Origin of the sequence: Salinibacter sp. 10B (genome assembly GCF_002954405.1) — a bacterium.
Taxonomy (GTDB): Bacteria; Bacteroidota; Rhodothermia; order Rhodothermales; family Salinibacteraceae; genus Salinibacter.
The window spans coordinates 571,423-598,353 of record NZ_MQWC01000004.1 but is presented as its reverse complement, the minus strand read 5'-3'; the positions used below and the strand labels follow the sequence as shown (position 1 = coordinate 598,353).

Below are 26,931 nucleotides of genomic sequence, written 5' to 3'. Positions count from 1 at the left end.
GGTCTAGTCGTTTTGAACGGCGCCGGCAGACGCATGATAGCCCGCGAGCTCTTTCGACGAAGGCCACAGCGTCATGGCCTTCTGCACGGCGGGATCCACCCTGTTCAGCAGAGGGCGTCCCGCTCCTCGACCGAACAACGTATTCGCCAGGAAGCCCTTGAGGTGGGGGCGCACAAGCGCGTGGGCGTCGTCCGCGTTCGCCTTCAGATACACCTGATCGCCAGCGTCCACGCTGTCGGGGGTTGTGGTGAGGGTAAGGACCCCGTTGTCCTGCACGTAACTCCAGAACGAGGAGACCGCTTCGTCGGGCACTTCGTACGTGGAGAGGAATTCCTGTTTCCGGCCCTGCCACGTGCTACGGAGCTGTTTATCGTGCTGCGAAAACCACTCCCGCGCCGCCAGGGCAAAAAGCCGATCCACTTCGCTTCGGCGGAGGAAGCCCGAGAGAGAGGTCGTGTCCGGCTTAACGACATAGTCAGGGAGAATGCCCCCCCCACCGAAGACCGTTCGGCCATGCTCAGTCGTGTACGTCAGTGAATCCGGAATGCTCTCCTTGTATTTGCTGACATTGTAGATCGCGTCCCGACGGTTCGCAAACTTATCCTTGTAGTACTGCTTCATGTTGCCCTTTTCGTACGGCGTCTGGATGAGGCGACCCACCGGGGTGTAGTAGCGGCCCACAGTGAGCTGCAGGAAGCTGCCGTCGTTGAGGCGGTAAGGCTTTTGCACGAGGCCCTTGCCGAAGGTGCGGCGGCCCACGAGGAGCCCTCGATCGTGGTCCTGGAGGGCCCCTGCCAGAATCTCACTTGCGGAGGCGGAGTTGCCGTCCACCAGCACGGTGATGGGTTGACCCGCCAGTGCGCCACCCCCTTGCGCCCGGAGGGTTTGATTGATGCGGGCACTTCGTCCTTTCGTCTCGACGATGGTTTGGCCGGCCGTTCCGAGCATCTCATCGGCGATTTTCACGGCGGACTCCATGACGCCACCGGGATTGCCGCGAAGGTCCACGACGAGCCGCTCCATGCCTTCCGTCTTCAGCGTGTCAACCTTACTGAGGAACTCCTCGGGCGTCGATTTGGCAAATCGCCCAACGTCAATGTAGCCGGTCCTCTCGTCGATCATGTAAGAGGAGTGGACCGAGTACAAGGGAATTTCTCCACGCTCGATGGTGAAGGTGAAGTTCTTCTCAGACAGGGGGCGGTAGACGGTAAAGGTGACTTCCGTTCCGATCTTTCCGGTCAGGCGCTTCCGGATTCCCGTATTTGAAAGTCCAATGGCCGTTGAGTCCTCGATCTTCACGATCCGGTCCCCGGCCATGATGCCGGCCTCCTCGCTGGGCCCTCCCGCCAGCGGCGACACCACGCGGGCCGTGTCGTTCAAAATGTCGAATCGAATCCCAATGCCCCCGAACGAGCCCCGATACCGGTCGCGGGTTCGCTTCGCCTCTTTGGCGGGAATGTAGGTGGAGTGGGGGTCAAGATCGTTGAGCATGCCCTTCACACCACTCTCGGCCAGGTTTCCCGCACTGACGGGCTCCACGTATTTTCCGCTGATGAGCACAAACGCCTGCTTCAGCTTCTTGAACTGGTCGATCGCGTCGTCGGGGGACACATACGAGTGAAGCTGCGCGCCGGCGACGCCCCCGATTATAACGAGGACGAGGGCCGGAAGAAGGCGGCGTTTGGCAAAAGACCACATAGGCAGTCAGGCAAGCGTGTTCGGGAGGGTGACCAGGAACAGGCCGCAAATCGACGGCGGGTGGGCCCCGTGTCGGAGGGCGCGCTCCCGGAAGTGGTAGGGGGAAGTCGTCTGTCCGAACTTTCTATATTTGGTGACGACGTGTTTGTTGCAGAATCCTGCGGCGCTGGTGTGACGTGCATGATGAATGAGAAGCGCGACGATCATTTTTTTTCTCCAACACCTATTGCGTTCGTTCTGCGATGATCTCAGATGCGACGGTGGACCGGTTCTACTACATTTTTGATAGCCGGGAGCAGCGGGCGGTTGTGCTCGACCGTACGACGGGAGAAGAAGTGCCCTGGACCTCTCTGCCCCGCGTACAACTTATCACGTACGTGGGGGAGCAGCAGTCCGTCGATCACATGCGGGCGTTTGCACGGAGGTGTGCACAGCAGACGAGGGGAGAGGCAGACGAATCAGCGTCTCCCACTGGACGCCTTTGGAGGGCAGTACAAGAGGGAGATGAACCCTGGACGGAGGTGCGGGAAGACCTGGCGGACGAGATCGTGCGGGCCGCGGCATTGGGCCTTCCGCGGCGCGAGGCCGATGCTGCTCGTCTGCTGACGGTTCATGCTTGCACGCATCCCGATCCCCTGTGGGCAGCCGTCGACGCCGCACACATGAGCGAACGATGGGCGGAATTCAGCGCCGATCCGCATTCGCAGCAGGCGGTCCGACGTCTGCGCCAGCGGCAGGTGGACTGGCTACTCGATGCGCTGTGAGCCGACCCGATACTGGAAGAGAAGCGGATCCTCGTTGTGGGGACCTCCCTTCGTGTTCGGCTGGGAGGACGCGAATGCCGACCGAGCACGCTGTTCTGGGGGGACGGCAGGAGGGGAAGAGAATCGCAGGGAGACAAAAAACGATGCCCCGAACCGCGGGGGCTCGGGGCATCGTAAGAAGGAATGTGGAGCCACTGGGATTCGAACCCAGGACCTCTTGCATGCCATGCAAGCGCTCTACCAACTGAGCTATGGCCCCAAAGACTCTCAGTGTGCTGCCTGTGCTCGGGACAGCCTCTTTCCTAAGTAGCAGTCGACTAACTTTTGCGCGAGGGGCGCGTTCCGGTCTTGTTGTTCAGAATCGCCGTTTCACAGAAATTGTGAGTCCATGCGGGTGAGCAGTTCAGCTTTTGCAAAGTGGCCCCGTAAGGCATAGATTAAGCCTAGACGTTCAATCCTCTCGCACTCGGTCTATTGATTGCACAATGCACATTGCGCTGGTGGGTACCGGCCAGATGGGGACGGCCGTCGAGCATGTTGCCGCCGAACAGGGGCACGACATTCACGCACGGTTTAGCTCAGACCGGCCCTTTGAGATGGCCTCGCCCGCTGCCGTGGCCGGTGCGGACGTAGCCATCGATTTTTCGCTTCCTTCCCTTGCTCTGGATCACATCCGTCAATACTGTGAGTGGGGCCTTCCGGCCGTGATCGGGACGACCGGCTGGTACGATGAGCTCGACACTGTTGAGCAATGGGTGGCCGATCATGAGGCCTCACTTCTCTATGCCCCCAACTTTTCGATGGGCGTGTCGGTCGTCCAGCGAGCCCTTTCCGGCATACTGCCCCTGCTCGATGAGCTCGACGCCTACGACCCGTTTGTTCAAGAGGTCCACCACACGAAGAAGGTAGACAGCCCCAGTGGCACGGCGCAGATGCTGGGCGGGCTCCTCGTGGAGGGGTTGGAGCGCAAAGACCACGTCGAAACCGAGACGCAGCACCAGCGGATCGATTCCACCGCCGTGCACGTGACGTCGACCCGAGCCGGGACGGTCTTCGGCGAGCACACGGTGACCTTCGACGGTCCGTACGACCAGATTACCGTGGGCCATCGCGCAAAGAATCGAAAAGGATTTGCGGCGGGGGCGGTACAGGCGGCCGAGTGGCTGGAGGGCCGACACGGTCTCTATTCGCTTGACGGCATGCTTGACGACTTGCTGTCGGGGTAGGGACGGCGCCCCCCCTCCGTTTGCAATTACTTCGAACTGAATAGTGATGTTTTATGGCAACCGATCTTCTCTTTCGGGGCGTGGCCCCGGCGCTCGTTACGCCATTTACGGACGAGGATGACGTAGATGAGGCCGCGTTCCGCACGCTCATTGAGCGTCAGATTGACAAGGGCGTCTCGGGCCTTGTGGTATTGGGTACCACCGGTGAGAATCCAACGGTAAGTAAAGCTGAGCGTCGCCGACTGGTAGACATCGCTGTCAACACGGCGGACGGGCGTGTGCCGGTGATTGTCGGGACTGGTACCAATAATACGGAGAAAAGTGTTGCCTACTCCACGGCTGCCGTGGAGGCGGGGGCCGATGGTCTTCTCGTGGTGGGACCGTATTACAACAAGCCGTCGCAGTCCGGCTTCATTGCTCACGTCGAAGCGATTGCCGATGCTGCCGATGCGCCCATCATTCTCTACAACGTTCCGTCTCGGACCAGCTTTAATATTGAGGCCGAAACGGTGCTCCACTTGGCCGATGAGGTTCCGTCGGTGGTCGGGGTAAAAGAGGCCTCCGGGGATCTTGCACAGGTGGGCGACATTCTTCACCACCGGCCGGACGATTTTGCCGTTTATGCGGGCGATGATGAGATTACGCTCCCGCTGCTGGCGATGGGAGGGGATGGGGTCGTGTCGGTCATTAGCAATGCTCTTCCGGAGCGGATGTCGTCCATGGTACGGGCGGGGCTCGACGGCGATTTCGCCACGGCGCGGACGCACCACTTCGATCTGCTGCCCGCCATGCGGGCCTGCTTCCTCGAAACCAATCCCGTGCCGATCAAGGACGTCTGCGCGGCCATGGGCCTTATCGATCCCCACGTGCGGCTGCCGCTTGTCCCGATGGAGGAGCGATCCGCCGTCCGCCAACGTGTGCTCGCTGCGTTCGAGGAGTTCCTGGACGTGGAAGTGTAATACACGAGAGCATGTGCGGAGAGAAGCAATCCGCAGTGGCTAAGGCAGACACTGCCTCCAGCGACGTTCAGGCGCCGTCAGCGACTAGTGGTGCGACATGTTTTCCATGTCGGGTAGAACACTGACTTGTGGACAGTCTTGTGGACAGTACTCAGGCTGCTGAATGCCGGATGCAACACAGCGTGTTCAATTCAGCACCCGACGCCCTCCGCTTGACTGACCACTAGGGGGCTCCGGTTTCCTCTGTTCCCGCCCCTCATCGCAGCCGGGGGGCAAGCCAGGTCCTAAAACGAGGAGCAATGGGGACAGTGGTTGGCCAGCGTCCTACTGCATGAACAGCGAAGCGATATAGGCCACAACGGCCGTGTAAAGAGCAGCCCCCAGCCAGAGGCCGTAGAGCAGAAAGCTGTTTGTCGCTTCGGTCTGCAGGGCCAGCAGGATGACCAGAAGACCGTTATGGAGGAGGGCAATCACGAGCCCCCCGAGGAAGGCCTGCTGAGGCTGAATGAGGAGCGGTTTCCGGTCCTCGACGGCAAATGTCCCCACGATGAAGCCGACGAGCGTTTTGGTGAGCATGTGAATGCCCCACGTGCCGTAGACCGTGTCCATTGCAAGCCCCAGTCCAAATCCGGTGAGCATGCCGCGCTGCCGTCCTTCGTGCAGGGCATACCACGTGAGGTAAAGCATCACGCCGTCCGGGTAGGTGCCGTAGATTTGAAGGCGCCCCAGAAGAAGCCACTGCAGCGCAAACACGCCGAGGGCGACGAGAAGACGACGGGCGGAATAAGACATCCGTTAGGAAGACGGCCTGCAGAGAGAGCAGAGCGGCGTGGGAAAGGGATCACGAGCCGCCTGATGCCACGGCACGCACAATGTCGTCGATCGTGCGGGAGATCCGATAGGACGGGCTGGTGTAGTTGTTGGCGAAAAGCGCGAAGGCGACGCGGTTGCCATTGGGGCGCTCGGTGTAGCCACTCAGGGCGCGCACGAACTCCAGTGAGCCGGTTTTGGCCTGCACGTCTGTGCGGTGCAACCGGTAGTCGAGTGTCGTATTTCGCTCCCCCCCGCGGGGCAGAGAGGCAAGAAAGGCCTCACGTTCCTCGTGCTCGTTCATGTGCGCGAGTAGCTTCACCATGGCCTGTGGGGTCACGAGGTCCTTACGGGACAGTCCGGAGCCGTCGTGGATCAGGAGCTTACGTGTATTGATGTCTGCTTCGCGGAGGAACGATTTCGTACGGCGCGAGGCCCCTCGGGCCGAGCCACCCCAGCCGAAGCTTCGGAAGACCTGCTCGGCGTAGAAGTTATTGCTTTCTTTGTTGACGACCGCTGCGATCTCCGCGAACGGCCGGGAGTATTCAACGAAGAGAGGAGATCCTTCATCGGGCCGGTCGTCCAGATTGTCGATATCCACGAGGTCCAGATCCGTCTCGATGCCCGCTTCCTGTAGGCGGCGCTCAAAGCTCTGAAGCACGAATGCAGTGGGGTCGCTGACCGGTACCGCGACCGTACCGCTGTAGGACCGGGCCACCGAGCCTGTCAGCACGAGCTCGTTTGTGGAGAAGGTACGGTTGACCTGGAGGGTGTTGCCGCGCCAACGAGAGCTTGTCGTGGCGCGGTTGGTGATCGACACCGCGTTTTCGGGCTGGACCTCTACGCTCGGAGGAGCGCCCGGGCGAGTGGCGCGAACGGTGACCGGCACTACGTTGTCGCGGTAGGTGAGGCCGCCGGCACTGTTGCCCATGTATCGTCCTTTTTGCTCCGTGATGTAATCGACTGTCCACCCACCGGGGTATGGCTGATCGTCGAAGACGTTATCATCCCCGATGAGGCGACCCTCAATGCGCTCGACCCCCATGTCGGCCAGTTTTTGCGCCCAAACCTTGAGTGGATCTTCGCCGCGCACCTCGGTGCTTCCGAAGGTGGGGTCGCCGGAGCCCTCCAGGATCAGGTCGCCCTGCATGGTGGCGCCGTTGGTGGTCCCGTTGTAGTGCAGGACGGTTTCGTACCGATGGGTGCTGCCGAGGACGTCCAGCGCGGTGGCACTGGTCAAAATTTTTTGGTTCGAGGCCGGGAGGAAGGATTGACTGGCATTGCGACTGTAGAGCATCTGCTCCGCGTCGAGATCGTAAACGGCAATGCCCCAGAATGCTTGGTCGACCTGCCAGCGCTGGAGAAGGCGTTGAATTTCATCGGAGAGCGATGGGGCGGGGGCTGTGGAGCCTCCGACGAGGACAGAGAGCAGAACAACGCTGAGGGGGAGAAGGAACCAGGAGCGGCGCATGAGGGAGGAGCATTACACGAGGAGGCAAAGAACTTCAGTGGAACCTACCGACGGGAGCCTTGGTTTCCTGCAGCGGCTGGTCGACAGTTGTCCTCCAGCCGTACATCACGTCGTTTGTCCGTATCGACTGTTGAGGTTTTTTCCCGACATGCCGAAATCCTCAAAGCGAACGAGCGGTCCAGGCCGGTCGGCCCTGATCTTTAGAAAGCAGAACTACGTGCTTCTGGCCGTAAGTGTGCTTCTCATTGCCGTGGGCTTTGTTGCAATGTACCTGGACGGTCAGTTTCTCGGCTTTGTCTCTCTAACGGTTTCGCCCATCATCATTCTGTCTGGGTACGCCCTGCTGGTCTACGCCATTCTCCGACGGCCCGACGAGTCCCCACAGCCCGTGGAGGAGGCGTAGCGTTAGTAGAGCAGGTAGGAGGAGCGTTGATTCCGGAATTGTTGTACGTCGTCTGCCCACGATTCAATGATGGTCTGGGCAGAGGCGCCCTCTTCTAGAAGGGTCCGGAGCCGAGTGGTGCCCGCAAGGCGGGTGAAGTGGTCGGGGCGACTGATGAAGCTCGTATCTCCTTCGACCTGAGCTTGCTGATAACTGGCCTGTAGAGTATGAATTCCCACCTCGACCGGCTGGATGGTGGTCCGGTCGGTGACCTGCACGCGAAACCCGTGCATCTGTTCGCCCTCGAAGCGTGGTGAGGGGGCCGCCTGTGGACGCGACTCCGGCGTGAAGGACGTCGTGTCGATGGCGACGCCCGGAAGGGAGCGCGCCTGGAGCGTGTCGACGACGGAGTGAGCTGCCTCTTGGGACCAGGGCAGGCCGATCTGGAGAAAGGGATGATCTGTTCCCCGTCCCTCATTTACGCGCACACCCTCGTAGAAGCACATGCCCGAGTAGAGCAGGGCCGTTTCCCAGGTGGGAATGTTCGGGCTCGGGGGCGTCCATTCGCGGTTCGTGTCCGGCCACTGCATGTCCCGCGTCCAGTTCTCCATCGAGACGACGGTCAGGTCTAGGTCGTCGAGGCCGGGCAGGAGACCCTCTCCTTTAATCATTCGTGCGAGCTCGCCCACCGTCATGCCGTGCGCGATGGGGATGGGGTATCGTCCCACGAAGGTTTTGTGCTCGGGCTCCAGTACGAAGCCAGAGACATAGTTGCCTCCCAAAGGGTTGGGCCGATCCAGCACCACGAATCGAAGGCCGGCGTCCGCCGCGGCCTGCATGGCGAGCCCCATCGTGGTGATGTAGGTATAGAAGCGAGCCCCCACGTCTTGCACGTCGAACACGAGTGCATCGAGGCCCTCCATCTCACCCGGCGTTGGGGTGCGCGAGTCGCCATAGAGGCTGTAAATGGGGGCCCCGGTGCGATCGTCGCGCCCATCATTGACTTTCTCCCCGGCCCCGGCCGTGCCCCGTAGGCCGTGTTCGGGACCGAAAAGAGCCCCAAGCTCCACGTTGGGGGCACGGTCGATTCGATCGATCAGGTGGGCCGTATCGACCTGCGCCGTGTGGTTTACAATGAGGCCCACCCGCTCGCCGTCGAGTGCCGCAAAGTCGTTTGCGGCCAGCACCTCGGCTCCGCTCCGGACAGAGGGGGGCGAGTTTGCCCCGCAGCCGGCGATGCTGAGGACGAGAAAAAGACCGAGCACGGACGACGGCAGGGACCAGCGCAATGAAAGGGGCAGGCACGTCATTACTCCATGGAGGACTTGTTGGCGACAATCTCGTGCTCGGCAAAGAAGTATGCGGTTTCCTTCTTACCGTTCTCAGGAGAATCGGAGCCGTGGACGATGTTCTGCTCGATGGAGCCCGCAAAGTCGCTTCGAATGGTCCCGTCGGTTGCCTCCTCCGGATCGGTGGCTCCAATCAGGGCGCGGAAGTCCTCAATCGCGTTCTCCTTTTCCAGCACGACCGGTATGCAGGGGCCGCTCGACATGAAGTCGGTCAGATCGTCGAAAAACGGCTTGTCCTCGTGGACGGAATAGAAGCCTTCGGCCTCGGCCTTCGACATTGTGATCATCTTCAGGGCGCGCAGCTGGAAGCCCGCGTCCTGAATGCGGCTCAGCACTTCGCCGACCAGTTCCTTGCGGACGCAGTCGGGCTTAAGAATTGCAAGGGTGCGTTCAACAGCCATCGGTACTAACAGTGGTTAAAAAAACGAATCGTAACGATCCCGCCCTGAACCCGCATGAAAAGTAGGGGACGATCGACCGCAATACAACGGGGGGCGTTGCTCCATGGTCTACACAGGCGTTCGATTATTGCGTATTTCGTATTGCGGTCAGTCTGGGGAGAGGGACATCGTAACGAGTCTGCGATGCCGAAAGAGAGGCGGGCAACAGCCTGTGGACCGGTGCGTTGAGGAAAGGCGTTTCTACCCATGAAAAAATCTCGACTGATTGTGTCCACTACAGCTACGGCAACTTTCGGGGGCGGATGCTTTTGGTGTTTGGAGGCCGTGTATCAGGAAGTTGATGGAGTCGAATCGGTCGTATCCGGCTACGCAGGTGGGGAGGTGCCCAATCCATCGTACCGCCAGGTGTGCACCGGTGACACGGGACACGCCGAGGTTGTGCAGATCACGTACGATCCGTCGACCATTTCCTACCGCGATCTACTGGAGATTTTCTTCACGATCCACGACCCGACCACGAAGGACCGCCAGGGACCAGACGTTGGGCCGCAGTATCGCTCCATCATTCTGCATCACGACGAGGAGCAGAAGCAGGTGGCCACCACTCTCATTGAGGAGTTGGAGGAAGACGACGTATTCGACAGGATCGTGACGGAGGTGGCGCCACTTGACACGTTCTACACTGCCGAGGAGGAGCATCAGGACTACTACCGAAATAATCCGTCGCAGGCCTACTGCCAGAGCGTCATCTCCCCGAAGGTAACGAAGCTCCGTCAGAAGCACGCCGACAAGCTGGCAAGTGCGAAGTGAGGGGAGCAGAATGGATAGTACAGAGAGGAGGGACGACCAGGCCGCAGTCGTCTATTGACGAGCGAGGGCGAGCGTGGCGAGGGAGAGGGTGTGGGCGCCGGCGTTGGCCAACGTCTGAGCGGCAGCGACGACTGTGGAGCCGGTCGTGAGGACGTCGTCAACGATCAGCCAGTGCCCCTCGGCACAGGCGGGAGTGGCAGCAAACGCGTTATGAACATTCTGCCACCGTTCCTTGCGGGAGAGATCCGTCTGTGAGCGGGTCGGATGGGGGCGAGAGAGGAGCTCGGGGCAGAGGGGGCGGTCGAGAGCCTCCGCGACGCCTTTTCCCAGCATCCGGCTTTGGTTGTAGCCGCGCTCAAGTTTGCGGGTGCGGTGCAGGGGGATCGGCACGACCCCGTCGGGGGCGAGGCCGACCTCGGCGTAGGCATTCCCGAGAAGGTGACCCAGAGCGACCCCGTAGCGAGGACGGTTGCCGTATTTGATTGCGTGTTGTACGGCCTGTAGCGTGCCATCCTTATCGAACACCCAGAGGGGCAGGGTCGCTTCGAAAATTCCCCGGCCGGCGGGCAGGCGGTCCAATCGGGCTGCGACGGCCATCCTGGGGGCACGCTCCATTCGCTGAAGGCACCGGGGGCAAAGGGGCAGTTGAGGCGACTCGGGACGTGCTCCACAGCCCAGGCAGCGCGGCGGATAGAGAAGATCCAGAAGGCCGCGGCCGATTGCGTGTACGGGACCCTGAAGTGCTGAAAGAAGGGAGGAAAGGGGCGAAAAAGTGGACATCGGAGACGGGGGAACAGGAGGCAGGGACGGCAAAGATTTGCGATAATTCCAACGGCGGCCCCTTTTGCCTTCCGCCGTCGTTTTTGTAGTATAGCCATGTCCCGACACAGATTCGGTCGCCCCCGTCGGTTACGATACTGCAAGGCATTCATGATAGGGCACTTGACGTTCAACGACATCAGGATCAGTTATGAGTGATCGCGTGCGCCGCGGCATGTTGATTAAGAACAATGGAACGGAGGAGGTCTCTGTATCCCTTGGTTCGCGGGAGCTCCGGATCGGGCCAGGAGAGGAGCGCTTCATTACGCCGGAGGAAGTGCGCGATCCGACCCTGCGGTTGGCCCTCCAGGAACGAAGCATCTCTATTGTCCGGCCTGCCACGGAGGCGGAGGAAGAGGCTCTACAGGAGCGCCTCGACGAGCAATCTGATGCGTAACGTCGTTTGCCGACCGGTGGGGACGCTCGTGAACCAGCCGGAGGCACGTGCGTGCAGAACGTCCATTTCGGTTCGTGATCCACAGGTCCTTCCCCCCTGATGAATATTCTAGCCCTTGAGCCCTGGTACAGCGGTTCGCACGAGCGCTTTCTCGATGGTCTCGTCGACCACAGCACACATGAAATCAAGACCATTACCATGCCGGGCCGGTTCTGGCGCTGGCGCATGGAAGGCGGCGGCGTGACGCTCGCCAAGAAGGTCCGGTCCGCAGTTGACGAGGGCTTTCGTCCCGATCTGCTCTTCGCGACGGACATGGTGAATCTGCCGGCCGTCCTGTCGCTGACGCGCCCGCACCTTCAGGATGTGCCGGTCGTGCTCTATTTTCACGAAAATCAGCTCACGTACCCGCTTCCGCCGGACCGGGAGCGAGAGCGAGCCTATTCGATCACGAATTACCTCTCGGCCCTCGCGGCTGATCGGGTCGTGTTTAACTCACAGTCCCACTTCGACGAGTTTATTGAGGCCCTTCCGCAGCTGCTGCGGGACTTCCCCGACTTTACGAACATGCACACGGTTCGCGACCTGCGGGAGAAGAGCACAGTGCTGCATTTGGGCATGGACCTGGCGGCTCACGACGAGTATCGAGGGGCACGCACGGAGCGGAGGCTACACTCCACAGTCCCCCCCGTGGTGCTCTGGAATCAGCGCTGGGAGTACGACAAGAACCCGTCGGCCTTTTTCCACACCATGAACCGGCTCGACGATGCCGGGGTGCCGTTTCAGCTCATTCTGGCTGGCAGGCACTTTCACGAGCAGCCAGAGGAGTTCGAGCACGCCTTTGAGCGCTATGCCGAGCGCATCTTGCACTACGGCTACGCCGAGGACTTTGCCGAGTACAGTCGCCTGCTCCACCGAGCCGACGTGGTCGTCTCGACGGCACACCACGAATTCTTCGGCGTGGCCATCCAGGAGGCCATCTACTGCGGATGTCACCCTGTGCTTCCCAACCGGCTCAGCTATCCGGAACTCATCCCGGAGTCTCACCACAAGCCCTTGCTGCACGCGCCGATCCTGTATGAGGACGATCAGGACCGTTTTGAGGTGCTTCGGGGCATTCTGGAAGGAGACGAGCGCCCACTGCCGCCGAAAACGCTCCGCAAAATTCCGGCGCCGCTCGACTGGGATCGCCACGTAGAGCGTTACGACGATCTCTTCGAATCGGTTGCGGAAGAACAAACGGTGCCGGCCTAGGGGCACTTGAGTCGACGGGGGCAAGGGCGGATTTGGAAATGCACGCCCGATGCTCGTCTACCGCATCAGGGGCCGGATACCAGATTCGTTCCCCTGATTTAGGCACAACAAATGCTTCTATCGGGATACCGGACTGGGCACCGAGGAATCTCTGGCGATCTCGAGGGTCTAGATCGGGGTCTGGAGTGACGGTTGGAGAAGAGAGGTTCGGGGCCCTGAGCACTCTGTCCGGTACGTAGTGCTCCTGCTACAGTTTGAGGAGGGCGGGGGCCTGGCGGAACGGGCGGCTCGTGATTCATTGAGCCAACGGCGGCCCGCCGCGATCCATTGTGTGCGGGACGGGGCTCCATCAGTTGCTGCGGGCCTGCACCAGTTCGAAAGCGCGGGGCGGGGCTGGGGTGCCTTCGACCGTGTAGGTACGGAGCGACCCGTCACCGTCCGCCAGCACGACAATAGCGGTCTCGTTGGGATCGTATGACTGGAATCGTGTGTCGAGCCACTGGGCAGGGAGGCGCTCTTCCTGCTGCTTGAGCCAGCCCCCCTCTGCCGGGCTGTACATCAGGTTGTGGGTCTTGAGAATTTCGTCAAGGCGTCCAGTGGCCGGATCGCGTTCACTGACCACCACAGTGCCGATGCCGTGCCGCTTGAAGCCAAGGTAAGAGGCCGCGGCCACATCCATCCAGTGCTCCGTAAGGAAATCGTGGTGTGTGTCTTCCTTCGGATCATTGGTCGGCTGGTCGTCTGGTGCCTTCACGGTAACCATGTGGCCGTTTGGGTCGATCAGGGTGGTACTGCGCATGCCTCGGGAGAACTGAGACGGAAGAGCGACGAATTGCGTGAACGGGGGGGAGGGGGCGAGAGGTTTCCCTGACAACGGAAGGACGATGGAGGCGTGGGACTCATGCTTGTTCCCCGTTGGGGAGAAACCACAAACGGCCCGCCCCGACGCATCGGGGCGGGCCTCGGTTGGAAGGACGACCGACGCAGGGCGTGTGAGTAGGCACACAAAAAGCCCTGCGCTGGTTCGTCCTGCTCCTCTGAACGCGGACGCCGGATCAGGCCGCGGCTCCATTTCCACTCGGAGGAGCGGTCGGTTCGTTCTTCTCAGCATTGACCAGAGCAGCCTGCGCCGCAGCGAGACGGGCGACCGGTACACGATAGGGAGAGCAGGAGACGTAATCGAGGTCTGCTTCGTAGCAGAAGTACACCGACGACGGTTCGCCGCCGTGCTCGCCACAGATGCCCACCTTTAGGCCAGGGGCGGCCGACCGACCACGTTCTGTTCCCATTTCGACCAGCTCTCCGACGCCATTCCGGTCGAGAGCTTGGAACGGGTCCTTCTCCAGAATTTCGGTTTCCACGTAGTGGGGGAGGAACGTGCCGGCATCATCCCGGCTGTAGCCGAAGGTCATCTGCGTCAAATCATTGGTGCCGAACGAGAAGAAGTCCGCGATCGTGGCGATCTGATCGGCCTGCAGGGCCGCCCGGGGGACTTCGATCATGGTACCGATCTGGTAGTCAACCGAGTCATTCCGCGTTTCGAAGACGGTGTTTACGGTATCCTCGATGACTTGCTTCTGGTGACGAAACTCTCCCACCGTAGACACGAGGGGCACCATGACTTCCGGCTGTACGTCCACGCCTTCTGCCTGCACGTCGAGAGCCGCTTCGAAGAGGGCACGGGCTTGCATTTGCGTGATGGCCGGCTGCGTGACCCCAAGGCGGCAGCCCCGGTGGCCTAGCATCGGGTTGAATTCCTCATGGGAGCGGAGCTTTTCACGGATGACCTCGGGGGCAAGGTCGAGCTGTTCAGCCAGCTCTTCCACTTCACCGTCGGCATTAGCGTCTGGTAGAAACTCGTGCAGAGGCGGATCGAGGAGACGGATCGTGACGGGGTGTCCATCCATCGCCCGGAAGATGTCCGCAAAGTCTGTCCGCTGGTAGGGAAGGAGCGCTTCGAGGGCAGCCTGCTCTTCGTCTGCGCTCTCGGAAAGAATCATGCGCCGCATTTCCGTGATGCGCTCCTCGCCGAAGAACATGTGCTCGGTGCGGCAGAGGCCAATCCCCTCTGCGCCGAAGTCAAGGGCCTGATGGGCATCCGGGCCTGTATCGGCATTTGTGCGGACCGCCATCGTGCGGAACTCGTCGGCCCACGACATGAAGCGTGAAAACTCGCCGCTCAGCTCCGGGTCGCGCAGGGGCTGCTTGCCGAGCACAACCTCGCCGGTCGAGCCGTTGATGGAGATCCAATCGCCCTCCTGAACTGTAATTTCGCCGTTGGTGAACGATTTCTGATCGTAGTTGACCACGATGTCGTCGCAGCCAGCCACGCAGGGTTTGCCCCAGCCGCGAGCCACCACGGCGGCGTGTGAGGTCATGCCGCCGCGCGAGGTAAGGATGCCCTCCGCAGCATCCATGCCGCCGACATCCTCGGGGCTGGTTTCGACACGGACGAGGATGACGTCCTCCCCGTCGTCGTTCCAGTTTTCGGCGTCTTCGGCGGTGAACACGACCCGTCCCACGGCCGCTCCGGGAGAGGCCGGCAGCCCTTCGCCGAGTACGTCGTCCTCATAGTCGACACCAGTCTCAAACTGCGGGTGGAGCAGCTGCTCCAGGTGCCCTGGCTCGACGAGTTTCTTAACCGCGTGATCCTTGTTCACGAGTCCCTCGTCCACCATGTCGGTGGCAATCGTGAGGGCGGCGGGACCGGTGCGCTTCCCGTCGCGCGTCTGAAGGATGTAGAGTGTGCCCTCCTCCACGGTGAACTCCAGATCTTGCATATCGCCGTAATGCTCCTCCAAGTGGTCACATACCTCCTGCAACTCGTCGTAGATCGAGGGCATCAGCTTCTGCATCTCACTGATGTCGCGAGGGGTACGGATGCCTGCCACAACGTCTTCGCCCTGGGCATTGACTAAGAACTCGCCGTAGAGATCATTCTCGCCTGTACCGGGGTCTCGGGTGAAGCAGACGCCGGTGGCGCTATTGTTGCTCATGTTTCCGTACACCATGGCCTGCACATTCACGGCGGTGCCTTTCAAGCCGGTAATGTCATTGATCTGCCGATAGCGCACGGCGCGGTCGTTTGTCCACGACCCAAAAACGGCGTTAATAGCAAGGTGCAACTGTTTGTACGGGTCATCGGGAAACATCCGGCCCGTGGCCTTGCGATAAATGGCTTTGTAGCGGTCGACGAGGTCGCGCAGGTCGGCGGCGGTGAGCTCCACGTCGCTTTCGACCCCCCGCTCCTCCTTCAGCTTGGTGATGGCGTTCTCAAATCGGCTCCGGTCGATGCCGACGACCACGTCGCCGAACATGTCGATGAAGCGGCGATAGGCGTCGTAGGCTAGACGCTCGTTGCCAGTGGCGTCCGCGAATCCGGCGGCCACTTTGTCGTTAATGCCCAGGTTGAGCACCGTATCCATCATGCCCGGCATCGACAATGCCGCACCGCTCCGCACCGAGACGAGCAGGGGATTTTCGGGGTCTCCGAAGCGCCGATCCATCGCCTCTTCCAGGTGTTGAATGCCGTCTTGCACCTGAGTCTCCATGCCCGCCGGCCAGTCGCCGTCGTGGTCCACATAATACCGGCAAGCCTCAGTGGTGATCGTATAGCCGGGCGGGATGGGGAGGCCGATTCCACTCATCTCGTTGAGGTTGGCCCCCTTGCCGCCGAGGAGAGATTTCTGGTGGCGGTTGCCTTCAGATCGCCCGTTTCCAAAGCGATAAACGTATTTGGTATCCGTTGTTGTACTCATGGTCGAGATGGGTCGGTTATGACGGGATGTTACGAACAGAAAGGGGGAACCGCGGTGTCCGAAAAGCGAAGCAAAATCCGCCTGGGGATGTCCACTGGTCCCTCGTCAAGAGTCTCGGGTTGAGAGCCCCCACGGGTTTTTCCTTCAAGGCAGTAGCGGCGAATCAGAAATTGGATGGAGCTTGTCCCACGTGATGAACCGAGCACTGGCCCCCCGTGGCACGATCTTCTTGCAGCCGTCTTTCCGTACTCAGTACGTCTCATCGGATAAGTCTTATTTGGTGAAAGGGCGCTTCTGATCCCGAGAGGGCCCATGCGTCTTGGGGGCTGTCAAACCGGAAGGGAACTAACACCTCACAGAATGAACGCTGCGGTACAACGTGAGTCCGACGAGTGCGCCGCTGCCGGCCGCTACTGCTACTCCAGTAAGCATACCCCCACCCACCGATTTCCCAAGGGTCGATAGCGACTTGGTGACGCCCGGGGCACCGTGCGTTTGTCCTCGGGCAAGGGCGGTGACTCCAACAGCCGTTGTGGCAGCGACGCCAACGGCGCTGAGGAAAGAAAGGCTCTCGAGAGCAGTGCGTTTGTTGGGCATTCGCTTTCGGGACTAGTGGAAAAGGCTGAACAACAGAAGAGTACGAGGGACTGGATCGTGTTACATAAGCGCTTATTTCCATTGCCGGTTCAGGCTCCCCCGAAGTGTTGAGTGGGAGATTACCCTACACGAACCCCTGTTACGAAGTGGGAAGGGCTTCGAGGGAGGGTGTCCACATGGGAGCCTGGCACTGGGTTTGTACATATAATATACGCTACACATAGTCGATATCTGTCACAGATTGACAGCCCTTTCCGTCATGCTGTCATCCAATCAGCGGTGACGGACTGACAGCTACGACACGAACGTTCTGTCATGTTGATGCCGGTCCGTCCAAGCGAATTCCTGTTCGCGCATCCGGGCCTCGAATTGTGAGAGGATGTAGATCGGATCGGTAGCACCTTCGAGTCCTTGTTGAACCAAGCCCGACGCCCACATTATGCCGACCACCCAAACTAAAGACGCAGCCCAAACGACTGAGCAAAAAACTGGTCACGGCGATCCCTGGCGCCCCCAGCAAATGATTGAGGAAAATCCCGTGGGGCTCAGCGAAGAAGCGACCGAGGAGCTCATTCCGAAGTTGGACGAGATTCAGTGCACGCTGTGGACCCTTTATCACCAGTATCACAAGCACCACTGGCTCGTGGAGGGCCCGCAGTTCCGTGACCTGCACCACTTCCTAGAGGAGAACTACGAGGAAGTGCACAAGTACGTCGACCGCATTGCAGAGCGCATCACGGCCCTCGGCGGCATTCCGACGAGCAGTCCCGCCAACCAGGCGGAGCTCTCGCATGTGGAGCACGAGCCGGAAGGCACCTATCGCCTGCGTGCCATGCTGGAGCATGACCTGGAGGGAGAGCGCATCCTCTCCGTCCTCGTCCGCGAGACGATTGACGTGGCCCTGGAGCACGGCGACCACGGGACCAAGCGCGAGCTGGAGAAGGTGCTCACGAAGGCCGAAGATCGCGCCCACCACCTCGACCACTTCCTCGGTGAGGACACGCTGGAGTATGGACTCAGCGCTGATGAGCCCGCCCAGGGCTAAGGTCTACGCGTGGCATCTGAGATACTTCGGGCCTGTCGTCGGTTTTCCCGGCGGCAGGCTTTTTTGTTGGAAAGAGAACCAGTGGTGGAAGCAGGAAGGCGAGGAGTGCCGTTTAGATATTTTTTGTTACAATGTGAGGGATTGCGCTGAGAAGCCACGGTAGCCGGCTTTTCAATGATCGGAGATCGATCCAGTGCGCGGGAAATTATCGTCGCTCCGGTGGGGACGGCGTTCGCGGCGGTTTGCGGAGGGCCGTGTGGGGGGCGAGGATCCCGGTTCCGTCGCCCTCGTGCTGCTGCCGACTCGGGGAGGACGGCAGCTCGGCATCCAGGGCCGCGATGACGTGCTTGTAGACCTGCTGCAGTTCCCAGATGATGCCGTCGGGGCCGAGCGACCACCATTCGTCGGGCGTGAAGTAGGCGGACACCTCGGCCTCTGATCCGTAGCGGCCGTACCACTGAATGAGGTGCAGGTTGTCCGATTGGGCCAGCCACGTTGCAAGGTCAATCCAGCGTTCCTTTCCGGTCAGCCGCGCTTTCTGGTACGTCTGAATCATGAGCATGTGGACGGCCTGTTGGGCGGCGTTGCCCAGGAAGAATTCGAGGCCCCCGCTGCCGGCCCACGTGCTGGGGAAGGGGGAAAGCGGGAGGTCGTAGCTGTCGTCGCCGTGGCGGGTCAGGGCCTCGCTCGGGGTGGCAAAGGAGAGTCCGACGTCGTGAATGGCACGGGGGAGGGCGTCGAGGAAGTCGAAGATCCCGCTTTCCGGCGAGTGGTGTTCGCCGAAGGTTTCGAAGTCCCACCCCAGGACCGCGACATTGCCGGGCGAGTTGGCGATCCACTGTGCGTAGTCGTCGGCCATGAGCGGCCACCCCTCCCAGCCGCGGTTCGAGAAGCGATAGCCCACGTCGTCGCTCAGGGTGTAGTGGCGGGCCAGGAGCTTCAGCTGACCGGTTCCGTGATGGTACACGTAGGTGGGCTGGCGCCAGTCCAGCACCCACGAGCGCCCGTCCACGAGGCCCGCTCGGAAACCGGCCTGCTCCAGCGCGTGGTAGATGCCGTCAGACATCATCATCTCCGTCGTGTCGGCCACGACCGGCCGCTCTCCGAATGTTGCTTCAAGCTGGTTGCGGATCTCTCTCATTCGTTCAATGAAGAACGGCAAGTCCCAGAGCAGGACGAAGCTGTGTGTAGGCTCGACGGCCACGAGTTCCACGTTTTCGTGCTGCACGAGCGTTCGGAAGCGGTCCAGGAGCGCCGAATCCCACCGCTCGGCCTGCTCGATGAAGGAGAGGGAGAAGCCGATGCTGAGTTTGAGGCCCTCGTCGACCAGGCGGAGGAAGCGCTCCGTGGCGGGCCAGTAGCTACTGGCGGCCACCTTGCGGAAGTAGCGTTCGTTCATGTCGTCGTCGAACAGAGCCTTTTCAATGACCGCTGTCGGCTCATCGGTCGAGAGTGGCTCGGCGGGCAGGCGGAGGCGGCGCGGCTGGTGCACGACGGTGTAGATGACGACATCCTGAACGCGGGGCGTAGGCATGAGGGTGTGGTCGGGGGAGAAGGTGAGGAGGCCCTGTTGCACAGCGAGGTCGTTGAGCTTTCGGAAGAGGACGTCCGACACGCGGTCCCAGGTAAAATCGGCCGCCTTGCGCCGTGCTGCGCTGCGGCGAGCCCGAGCCTCGGCCGGATGAGCGTGCAGGTGCAGGAGCGGCGTTACGATTTCCGCCGGGGTATCCGTGTCGAGCGCGAAGGCCCCGCCTCCAGTTGCGTACTCTTCCCCGGTGGTTCCCGTGAACACGATGCCGCCCGCCGCCATCGCTTCGAGGCCGACGAGGCCAAACGGTTCATGCCCACTGTTAGCGAGCACGGCATCGGACGCCGCGTAGAGGCCTTGCAGCATCTCCTCCGTGAGGGTGTAGTCAAGGTTGTAAATGTCAGTAGCGGGCGCGTCTGTAAGGGTCAAGAGCAACTCGTCCCACGACGAGGGCGAGCCGGAAATGTGGTGGGTGGAAAGCCCCTGTGATCGCGCTCGCTCAAAGACTTCGTGCCCGTGCGATTCGACGCCGCCGGACAGCACGAAGGCGACGTGGACCCCTTGTGCTTTCAGCCGGGCGGCCGTGTCAATGGCCATGAGCCAGCGCTTGGCCGGATCGAAGCGCCCGACCTTGAACAGCAGGGTCGACTGGTCGCTGAGGGCAAGGGCATCTCGGAGATTTTGGATGCGTTCTTTCGAGACTGGTGTGAGCAGGCGTTCTGGAATGCCGTTCGGAATGACGAGTGGATTCACGCCCCAGTCCCACATAATGTGCTTCATGTACCGGCTTACCGCAGTGAGTGTGGCGGCCTGCGGCAACCGGGCCCAATCAACCCGGTGGAAGGACATGGTGTTATTGGCGTTCCAGAGGAGCAAGCACCGCGCTCGCAGCCCCTCCGCCGACAGTTGGTCGTGCAGCCGAATCAGGGTATCCGCCGTGTGCCACTCCTCTGCCATGATGACCGGAAGGCGGCCAGCGTTTAGGGCCGGGCGAATAATCTCGTCAATGAGGAAGGGGGGGAGGGAGTCCGCAAAATCCTGCAGCTTCTCGTCCTCCCCCGCGTACACCCCACCCGGGTGGTAGGCACTGATCCACTGGCACCATCGATGCAGGGTCAAGCGCCCGTCCACCCGCTCCTCTCGGCCCGGCTGTTCTGGGTCCCCGACGAAGAAGAGATGCGCCTCGTAGCCCTCTTGGGCGAGATGCGTCGCAAGCTGCGTGATCCGCACGCTGAGGCCTCCGGCCTGGGCGTAGAGATCCGGTCCCTCAAAGGAAAGAAAGCAAAAGGTGTAAGGAAGGGGAGAGGGCGGCATGAACAGGACTTATTGGAAGAGGAAAGAGGCAGGGAAGTCCTCTACGCACTTTTTTAGTACCGGAGTGTGGCCCGAATGGACGACTCACCCTTGGCATTGTCGGACGCTTCCGTGTAGACCGTTCCACTGCTGAGAAGCGTGGAGGCCGTCGCCAGATTGTAGAGCTCGGTGTCGGTTGGGGCCGATTCGTTCTCATCCCGAATCGTCATCGCGTGCCGGTGAGGATCGAATTGTCCCCAGGCCTCGGTGTGAAGCGGCACGAAGAGAGTATCGACGCGTCCGTGTACGGCCGCCGGAACGACCGTCGAGAGCGTTGCGGCCGTTAGGTGGGGCGTGGTTCCCTGCAATTGTTCATGTCGCTGGACGGCCGTTTGCCGCTCCGCGTTGAAGTAATCCGCAGCAATGGTCCACCCCTCTTCATGCAAGGCATTCTCGTTCCAATCTTGCGACGAGGGGCCACCGATCGCAGGGCCGTCGATGCCCTGGAGGAGCAGTGGATCGTAGGAACTGGCCTTTCGGTAGAGGCCCTGCAGGTAATCGATGCCGGCCAGGATGAGGGGGGGACGGGGAACGTGCTTGTTCATTTCCTCCTGTACGCCATTGTCCAGCTGCCGGAAGAATTGGAGGATCTGGTCCTTCACATTGGTTCGGTTGTCCTCTTGCCCGAAATATCGGGCGGCTCGAACGCTGGAGGTGCCGCCGCCGAAGGTTTGGGCCCGCGTGTGATAGCCGAGGGTCGAAGAGGGGTCATCGTACTGGGTGGCTTCCTCTAGGCTCGTGGGAATGTCGGAAAGGGGAATCGAGGTCATTGCGTGGCGTGATCCCCGGAAGAGCTTCACGCCTCCCTTGGCCAGTCCGAGGACGAAGAACGTGCCGTCGACGGCCAGCATATCCCAGAGTGGCCGAATGTGGTAGCGCTCGTCCACGTGAACGGAGGCCTCTGGGGCCGTGGGGAGGGGGAAGACGGCATGGTGTCCTTGAGCCGCAAACAAGACGAGTCCGTTTGCGTCCGTCGGCCATGTCTCTGGGGTGTTTTGAAACTCGTGGAGTGGCGTGAGGAGCGCATCCGGCGTATCGGACGAGAGCCCCCGGTCGCGGAGGGCACGATGCGCCGTTTCCGTCAGCGTGCGCAAAAGGGTCTGGTCGTGTTGCGAACCGTTCCAGGTGCGTTGGAGGGGCATGTACAATGACACGTAGGGGGGACTGCCCACAGTGAGAAGCGCACGGATCTCTCGTTGAGCAGTGGATGGAAGGGGGAGGTCTCGAAGATGAATCATGGCAGTATGGGATCGACGCGCATGTGGAGGGACGGCCGATATTGGGTGGTGGGGAGCACTCTCGTTGCGAGGCAGAAATCACGAACGTTGGGGAAACTGGAAGACAAACAACACAAAATCGCCTATCGGGAGTGTCGTTTTCTTCTGCGTTCCGGATGCGTCGCTGACGCATTCGACCGTAGGTTCTCGAATGACCAGGATTGGGGAAATCCCCGGCACGACTGGTTGGGAATCCCGGTACGATCGAACGAGGGAAAACCGTTGGCAAACGACAGTTCGCCCCCTTGCCAGTGGAGGAGCGAAGAGATGTCTTCGTTAGATTACAGTCCAGTCCGGAACGACTTTCCCACAGCAAGCGTGCCTACGATCCTTGAAATTTGTCGTCGTGCTGTTTCAAGGAGTGTATCTGCGCTTCTCGATCGACCGTTTCATTTTCCCTCCTATGAAAAACTTAGTCGTTGTTGAGTCGCCCACGAAGGCACGCACCATCCGTGCTTTTCTCCCGTCGGACGGCTTTCAGATTGAGGCGAGCATGGGCCATATTCGAGACCTGCCCGCCTCTGCGAAAGAGATTCCCAAAGAACATAAAGACGAAGACTGGGCCCGTCTGGGTGTGAAGGTCGACAACGGTTTTGAGCCTCTGTACGTCGTTCCATCGAAGAAGCGGGACGTGGTGAAGGAGCTCCGGCAGGCCATCCGCGAGGCCGACGTGCTGTACATTGCGACAGACGAAGACCGGGAAGGCGAGTCGATTGGCTGGCATCTGGTGAAGGTGCTGGAGCCGGATATCCCGGTGCGGCGCATGGTCTTTCACGAAATCACGGAAGAGGCCATCCAGCGCGCGCTCGACGACACCCGAGACATCGACGAACACTTAGTAGAAGCGCAGCAGACGCGTCGCATTCTCGACCGTCTGGTGGGCTACAGCATCTCGCCGCTCCTCTGGCGCAAGATCAAGCCGAAGCTCTCGGCGGGGCGCGTCCAGAGCGTGGCGGTGCGGCTCCTGGTGATGCGGGAAAAAGAGCGCATTACGTTTGTCCCCGCCACCTACTGGGACTTGAAGGCCCAGCTCCGAAAGGGGCTCCAGTTCGAAGCAGACATGACCCATCTCGGCGGGGTCCGGCTCGCGTCGGGGAAGGATTTCGACGAGGACACGGGGCGCTTGAAAGACGATGTGACCGAGGGAGAGGACGTGCGGTTGCTGAACGAGGAAACGGCCACCGCCATTGCCGAGCAGCTACCGGAGAAGTCCTGGGAGGTCGTGGATCGGAAAGAGCGGACGCGGACGAAGTCGCCCGCGGCGCCGTTCATCACGTCTACCCTTCAGCAGGAGGCCAACCGCAAGCTCAACCTCTCGTCCGGGCGTACGATGAGCATCGCCCAGACGCTCTACGAAAACGGGTTCATTACGTACATGCGGACCGACTCGACGAATCTGGCCGACGAGGCGGTGAAGGGCGCCCGGGGGGCCGTGGCGCAGCGCTACGGCGAAGAGTACCTCAGCGATAGCGTGCGGCAGTACAGCTCGTCCGACAGCGCGCAGGAGGCCCACGAGGCCATCCGGCCCGCCGGCTCCGACATGAAAACGAAAGAGGAGCTTGAGCTGACGGGCATTCAGGGAGCGCTCTACGACCTCATTTGGAAGCGGACAGTGGCCACCCAGATGGCCGACGCACGGCTTCGCTATACGAACGTCTACTTTGAGGTCGACGTGGACGGGGAGGCGGCCCGGTTCCGGGCCTCGGGCAAGAACATCGACTTTCCGGGCTTTTTCCGGGCCTACGTTGAGGGGAGCGACGATCCCGATGCAGAGTTGGAGGACCAGGAGCGTCCTTTGCCCCCGCTGGAGGTGGGAGAGACCTCGATCGGCAACGCCGCCGAGAATGGGGAGCAGGGATTCCTTGTGCACTCCATCGAGCCACTGGGGCACGAGACGAAGCCCCCGTCGCGCTACACCGAGGCCTCCCTCGTCAAAATGCTTGAAGAGGAAGGCATCGGGCGCCCCTCGACCTACGCGTCCATTATCGACACCATCCAGAAGCGAGGCTACGTGCGGAAGAACGGGAGTTCGGTCGTCCCCACCTTCACGGCCTTTGCGACCAACAACCTGCTGGAGGCCCAGTTCGAGCCGCTCGTGGACGTGCACTTTACGGCGGAGATGGAGGAGGTGCTCGACGAGATTGCGCGCGGACGCAAGGATCCCGATCCCTATCTCCACGACTTCTATTTTGGGGACGATGGCATCGAGCCGCGGGTGGAAGAGGGGCTCGACAAGATCGATGGGCGCGAGATCAGCGAAATCTCATTTCCGAATCAGTGGGGCGACTACGTGGTCCGCGTGGGCAAATACGGACCGTATGTGGAAGGTCCGATGAACGACACCACCGTCACTGCCTCGTTGCCCGATGATCTTGCCCCCGGCGACACGACGGAAGAGACGCTCAAGGACATTCTCGAAGAGGCCAACCAGGGCGATCGGGTTCTTGGCATTCATCCGGAGGTCGACCAGCCGGTGCTGCTTAAGTCTGGCCCGTACGGTCCGTACGTGCAGCTGGGCGACGACGACCAGGAGGGCAAACCGAAGCGCGTGTCGCTTCCCCCGGGCGTAGAGCCGGACGACGTGGACTTTGACCTCGGGCTGCAAATCATCGATCTGCCTCGGGAACTGGGAGAGCACCCCGAGACCGGCAATCCGATTACGGCCAACATCGGGCGTTACGGCCCCTACGTGAAGCACAAGGGGACCTTTGCGTCTCTGAAGGACGACGATGATGTGCTTACGGTGGGCCTCGACCGGGCGATGGAGCTCATTCGGGAGAAAGAAAACCGAAACAAGCCGCAGCGTGTATTGGGGCAGCACCCGGAGAGCGGCGAGCCCATTGAGGTATGGAAGGGACGCTACGGGCCGTACGTGAAGCACGACGGCACCAACGCCTCGCTCAAGGACGACCAGTCGATCGACGCCTTGACCATGGATGAGGCGCTGGATCTGCTGTTCGATAAGGGCGACAACGCCACGAAGAAAGCTCGTAGCTAATTGTCAAACGTAGCGAGCCTTGTTCTTTAGCAGTTGCCCATTCCCGAGTAGGTTGAAGGCTGGGAGGGGGACGGTCACCAGCGTGTCGCTCCGCCTTCTTCAACAACCTTCCACCGTCGAGCGTCGCACCTTCCATTGGGTTGGATCTCACGCAACGTATCGAGGGCGAGCTCAAAACCGTTGCTCTTCTTCCTCTTGCAGGGAGTCCAGAATGCGGAGGTAGCTCTCGTAGCGGGCAGGATGGATGGCGTCTCGGTCGACGGCGGCCTTGATCGCACATCCCGGTTCGTGGTCGTGCGTGCAGTCGGGAAACTTGCACTCGTTGACGTAGGGCCGAAGGTCCGGAAAGAAGTGAGCGAGATCCTTCGGGTGGATGTCACGGACGCCGAACTCGCGGATGCCCGGGGTATCCACCACGTAGCCTCCGACGGAGAGGGGATGGAGCTCGGCGTGGGTGGTGGTGTGGGTCCCCTTTCGTGTGCTTTCGCTGACTTCGCCCGTCTCCACGTCCAGTCCGGGCTCAATCGCATTGAGCAGGCTTGACTTGCCGGTGCCCGACGGGCCGGTGATGACGCTCACCTGGTCCTTCAACTCCGTCTCCAGCCGAGCGAGGCCGAGGTTCTCCGTCGCACTCGTCGTGATTACGGGATACCCCAGGTCGGCGTAGCGAAGGTGCACGTCCATTACCGCCGCGCGCTCCTCCTCCGTGAGAAGGTCAATCTTGTTGATGATGAGGCCGGCCGGAATCTCATTGACGGCCGTGGCGACCAGCACCCGGTCGACGAACGCCGGGTTGAACTGGGGGCGCTTCACGGCCTGGACGATCCAGGCGCGGTCCACGTTGGATACCATCACGTGCTCCTCTCCGCGCCGGTGGCCCGCTGCGCGTCGACTGAGTTTGTTTGTGCGATCGTGGATGGAGAGGATGAGTCCTGTGTTGTCCTCATCGTTGAGGCGGATCGTGACGCGGTCGCCCACGGCCACAGGATTGGTGACGTTCTGCTTCGTGAGGCGAAATTTGCCTCGTGCGCGGGAGGGAATGACCTGATCCCCCACCCGTACGTCGTACCAGCTGCCGGTGGAGCGGGTAACGACCCCCTCCAATTGTGTCTCAGTCGTGTCGTTGGTGTCCGGAGGGCTCATGCGCAGGTCGTCCGAGTGAAGAGAAACCATTCTGTGGGCCAATGCGTCTCTTTCTTCCCTGGCCACCGTCCGGTGGCCCGGTGCGACTGTTCTCAACGGTGCCCCAACGAAAACGGTTCGATTCATGGTGGACAAGAAATCGTCCCGGTACGACGAGGCTCGGCGCAACTTCGACGAGCTTAATATCGAAGAGCAGGCGGGCTTCCTGGTGGAGGCCACTGCGTCCACTCTCGCGCGTGGCATGCTCCAGGTTGGCGAGACGCTGGCCGATGGACTTGAAGAAGTGCTGCGGCGGGCGCGGACGGAGTCGCCTGGCGCCACACGACAGGGACCGGGGGCCGCAGAGCCGGAGACGTCCCAGCGACAGGCTCCCCGGAACGGGTCCTGACTTTCAAGGACCGGGCGAGGCGCCTGTTTTCATTTAGGCGCCCCCCGATGCCGATATTTGCGTAGTCCGAACGTACGTTGGAGCGTATTCGTTTGCCTCCTCGGCTGGGGACAGCGATTCTGCAGTCGTCGCGCTCTGCCAGACTCGCAGTGTATGAACAGAGCACCGTTTCTAAAGCTGTTGGGTCTGCAGTGGACCCCTCCCGATTTTTCTGTACGTCCCAGTGCCAAATTTCTTATGTCTGACGAATCGTCGCCCCGTCGCCGTGTCAACATCAGTGATCTCAACTGGCTTGGGAAGTCCGTCTACGTGGGGGGAGCCGTCATGCGACTCACGGCCAATCTCATTGACTCGACAGCCAAGCGGGTAACCAAGATTGCTGCGGAGTCCAAGCAGGCCTTTGATCGAGAGATGGATCCGAATATGGAAGACGCCCGCGTGCTTGAAGAGTATCCTTCTTCCGGCTCGCCGGATGCCGAGTAGGAGGGTTTGCATCGGTCGCGTCGG

General features: G+C 61.0%; 22 protein-coding genes, 1 tRNA gene and 1 pseudogene. 11 read left to right on the top strand and 13 right to left on the bottom strand.

Annotation, left to right across the window (positions count from 1 at the left end):
• Window positions 1-3: 3 nt before the first annotated feature.
• Window positions 4-1,698 carry a S41 family peptidase gene (locus BSZ35_RS02735; RefSeq protein WP_105011017.1) on the bottom strand — a complete coding sequence of 565 codons (1,695 nt, stop codon included), beginning with the start codon at window positions 1,696-1,698 and terminating at the stop codon, window positions 4-6.
• A gap of 242 nt (window positions 1,699-1,940) precedes the next feature.
• Between BSZ35_RS02735 and BSZ35_RS02725 the strand changes: the two genes are divergently transcribed.
• Window positions 1,941-2,462, top strand: a complete 522-nt coding sequence (locus BSZ35_RS02725) for a hypothetical protein (protein ID WP_258096043.1) — start codon at window positions 1,941-1,943, stop codon at window positions 2,460-2,462.
• A 186-nt stretch (window positions 2,463-2,648) separates the two neighbouring features.
• On the opposite strand, the gene BSZ35_RS02720 is transcribed toward BSZ35_RS02725, so the two are convergent.
• Window positions 2,649-2,721, bottom strand: a tRNA-Ala gene (locus tag BSZ35_RS02720).
• Window positions 2,722-2,947: 226 nt separating this feature from the next.
• Here BSZ35_RS02720 and dapB point away from each other — a divergent pair.
• On the top strand, window positions 2,948-3,688 hold the full coding sequence (dapB, locus tag BSZ35_RS02715; protein ID WP_105011015.1) for a 4-hydroxy-tetrahydrodipicolinate reductase: 741 nt from the start codon (window positions 2,948-2,950) through the stop codon (window positions 3,686-3,688).
• A gap of 53 nt (window positions 3,689-3,741) precedes the next feature.
• Window positions 3,742-4,647, top strand: coding sequence for a 4-hydroxy-tetrahydrodipicolinate synthase (gene dapA / locus BSZ35_RS02710; RefSeq protein ID WP_105011014.1), 906 nt, complete (start codon window positions 3,742-3,744; stop codon window positions 4,645-4,647).
• Between the two features lie 324 nt (window positions 4,648-4,971).
• On the opposite strand, the gene mreD is transcribed toward dapA, so the two are convergent.
• Both mreD and dacB read right to left on the bottom strand, forming a co-directional pair.
• Window positions 4,972-5,439 carry a rod shape-determining protein MreD gene (mreD, locus tag BSZ35_RS02705; protein ID WP_105011013.1) on the bottom strand — a complete coding sequence of 156 codons (468 nt, stop codon included), beginning with the start codon at window positions 5,437-5,439 and terminating at the stop codon, window positions 4,972-4,974.
• Between the two features lie 49 nt (window positions 5,440-5,488).
• Window positions 5,489-6,928, bottom strand: coding sequence for a D-alanyl-D-alanine carboxypeptidase/D-alanyl-D-alanine-endopeptidase (gene dacB, locus BSZ35_RS02700; RefSeq protein WP_105011012.1), 1,440 nt, complete (start codon window positions 6,926-6,928; stop codon window positions 5,489-5,491).
• A gap of 148 nt (window positions 6,929-7,076) precedes the next feature.
• Between dacB and BSZ35_RS19440 the strand changes: the two genes are divergently transcribed.
• Complete coding sequence (locus tag BSZ35_RS19440) at window positions 7,077-7,331, top strand: DUF3098 domain-containing protein (RefSeq protein WP_181149156.1); 255 nt, start codon at window positions 7,077-7,079, stop codon at window positions 7,329-7,331.
• A gap of 2 nt (window positions 7,332-7,333) precedes the next feature.
• On the opposite strand, the gene BSZ35_RS02690 is transcribed toward BSZ35_RS19440, so the two are convergent.
• Both BSZ35_RS02690 and ndk read right to left on the bottom strand, forming a co-directional pair.
• Entirely contained in the window at window positions 7,334-8,620 is a 1,287-nt protein-coding gene (locus BSZ35_RS02690) for a DUF1343 domain-containing protein (RefSeq protein ID WP_105011010.1), read from the bottom strand.
• Complete coding sequence (ndk, locus tag BSZ35_RS02685; RefSeq protein WP_105011009.1) at window positions 8,620-9,060, bottom strand: nucleoside-diphosphate kinase; 441 nt, start codon at window positions 9,058-9,060, stop codon at window positions 8,620-8,622. The genes BSZ35_RS02690 and ndk overlap by 1 nt, the downstream gene beginning before the upstream one ends.
• Before the next feature lie 267 nt (window positions 9,061-9,327).
• On the opposite strand from ndk, the gene msrA reads away from it, so the two are divergent.
• A complete protein-coding gene (gene msrA, locus BSZ35_RS02680; protein WP_105013691.1) occupies window positions 9,328-9,870 on the top strand; it encodes a peptide-methionine (S)-S-oxide reductase MsrA in 543 nt (180 codons plus the stop codon).
• 51 nt (window positions 9,871-9,921) lie between these two features.
• On the opposite strand, the gene BSZ35_RS02675 is transcribed toward msrA, so the two are convergent.
• Window positions 9,922-10,467, bottom strand: coding sequence for a phosphoribosyltransferase family protein (locus BSZ35_RS02675; protein ID WP_258096776.1), 546 nt, complete (start codon window positions 10,465-10,467; stop codon window positions 9,922-9,924).
• 24 nt (window positions 10,468-10,491) lie between these two features.
• Window positions 10,492-10,650 (bottom strand): annotated as a pseudogene (locus BSZ35_RS20105) (double zinc ribbon domain-containing protein); the annotation flags it as partial.
• 190 nt (window positions 10,651-10,840) lie between these two features.
• Between BSZ35_RS20105 and BSZ35_RS02670 the strand changes: the two are divergent.
• Both BSZ35_RS02670 and BSZ35_RS02665 read left to right on the top strand, forming a co-directional pair.
• Window positions 10,841-11,086: a hypothetical protein gene (locus BSZ35_RS02670; RefSeq protein WP_105011007.1), complete on the top strand. Its 246-nt coding sequence runs from the start codon at window positions 10,841-10,843 to the stop codon at window positions 11,084-11,086.
• A gap of 99 nt (window positions 11,087-11,185) precedes the next feature.
• Window positions 11,186-12,337 carry a DUF3524 domain-containing protein gene (locus tag BSZ35_RS02665; RefSeq protein ID WP_105011006.1) on the top strand — a complete coding sequence of 384 codons (1,152 nt, stop codon included), beginning with the start codon at window positions 11,186-11,188 and terminating at the stop codon, window positions 12,335-12,337.
• A gap of 349 nt (window positions 12,338-12,686) precedes the next feature.
• On the opposite strand, the gene BSZ35_RS02660 is transcribed toward BSZ35_RS02665, so the two are convergent.
• A complete protein-coding gene (locus tag BSZ35_RS02660; protein WP_258096042.1) occupies window positions 12,687-13,136 on the bottom strand; it encodes a hypothetical protein in 450 nt (149 codons plus the stop codon).
• Between the two features lie 256 nt (window positions 13,137-13,392).
• The gene (gene ppdK, locus BSZ35_RS02655) at window positions 13,393-16,095 is read right to left on the bottom strand and encodes a pyruvate, phosphate dikinase (RefSeq protein ID WP_105011005.1); all 2,703 of its coding nucleotides are present in this window, start codon (window positions 16,093-16,095) and stop codon (window positions 13,393-13,395) included.
• A 1,036-nt stretch (window positions 16,096-17,131) separates the two neighbouring features.
• Here ppdK and BSZ35_RS02650 point away from each other — a divergent pair.
• Window positions 17,132-17,737: a DNA starvation/stationary phase protection protein gene (locus tag BSZ35_RS02650; protein WP_258096041.1), complete on the top strand. Its 606-nt coding sequence runs from the start codon at window positions 17,132-17,134 to the stop codon at window positions 17,735-17,737.
• 205 nt (window positions 17,738-17,942) lie between these two features.
• Here BSZ35_RS02650 and BSZ35_RS02645 read toward each other — a convergent pair whose 3' ends face one another.
• Both BSZ35_RS02645 and BSZ35_RS02640 read right to left on the bottom strand, forming a co-directional pair.
• A complete protein-coding gene (locus BSZ35_RS02645; protein WP_105011003.1) occupies window positions 17,943-20,579 on the bottom strand; it encodes a glycosyltransferase in 2,637 nt (878 codons plus the stop codon).
• Window positions 20,580-20,632: 53 nt separating this feature from the next.
• Complete coding sequence (locus tag BSZ35_RS02640) at window positions 20,633-21,856, bottom strand: hypothetical protein (protein WP_105011002.1); 1,224 nt, start codon at window positions 21,854-21,856, stop codon at window positions 20,633-20,635.
• Window positions 21,857-22,298: 442 nt separating this feature from the next.
• On the opposite strand from BSZ35_RS02640, the gene topA reads away from it, so the two are divergent.
• On the top strand, window positions 22,299-24,893 hold the full coding sequence (gene topA / locus BSZ35_RS02635; RefSeq protein ID WP_105013690.1) for a type I DNA topoisomerase: 2,595 nt from the start codon (window positions 22,299-22,301) through the stop codon (window positions 24,891-24,893).
• Window positions 24,894-25,064: 171 nt separating this feature from the next.
• Here topA and rsgA read toward each other — a convergent pair whose 3' ends face one another.
• Entirely contained in the window at window positions 25,065-26,066 is a 1,002-nt protein-coding gene (gene rsgA, locus BSZ35_RS02630; RefSeq protein ID WP_258096040.1) for a ribosome small subunit-dependent GTPase A, read from the bottom strand.
• A gap of 94 nt (window positions 26,067-26,160) precedes the next feature.
• Here rsgA and BSZ35_RS02625 point away from each other — a divergent pair, with 94 nt between their 5' ends.
• Window positions 26,161-26,424 (top strand): hypothetical protein, encoded by a 264-nt coding sequence (locus BSZ35_RS02625; protein ID WP_105011001.1) that lies wholly within the window; start codon window positions 26,161-26,163, stop codon window positions 26,422-26,424.
• Window positions 26,425-26,661: 237 nt separating this feature from the next.
• Entirely contained in the window at window positions 26,662-26,907 is a 246-nt protein-coding gene (locus BSZ35_RS02620) for a hypothetical protein (RefSeq protein WP_105011000.1), read from the top strand.
• Window positions 26,908-26,931 lie beyond the last annotated feature (24 nt).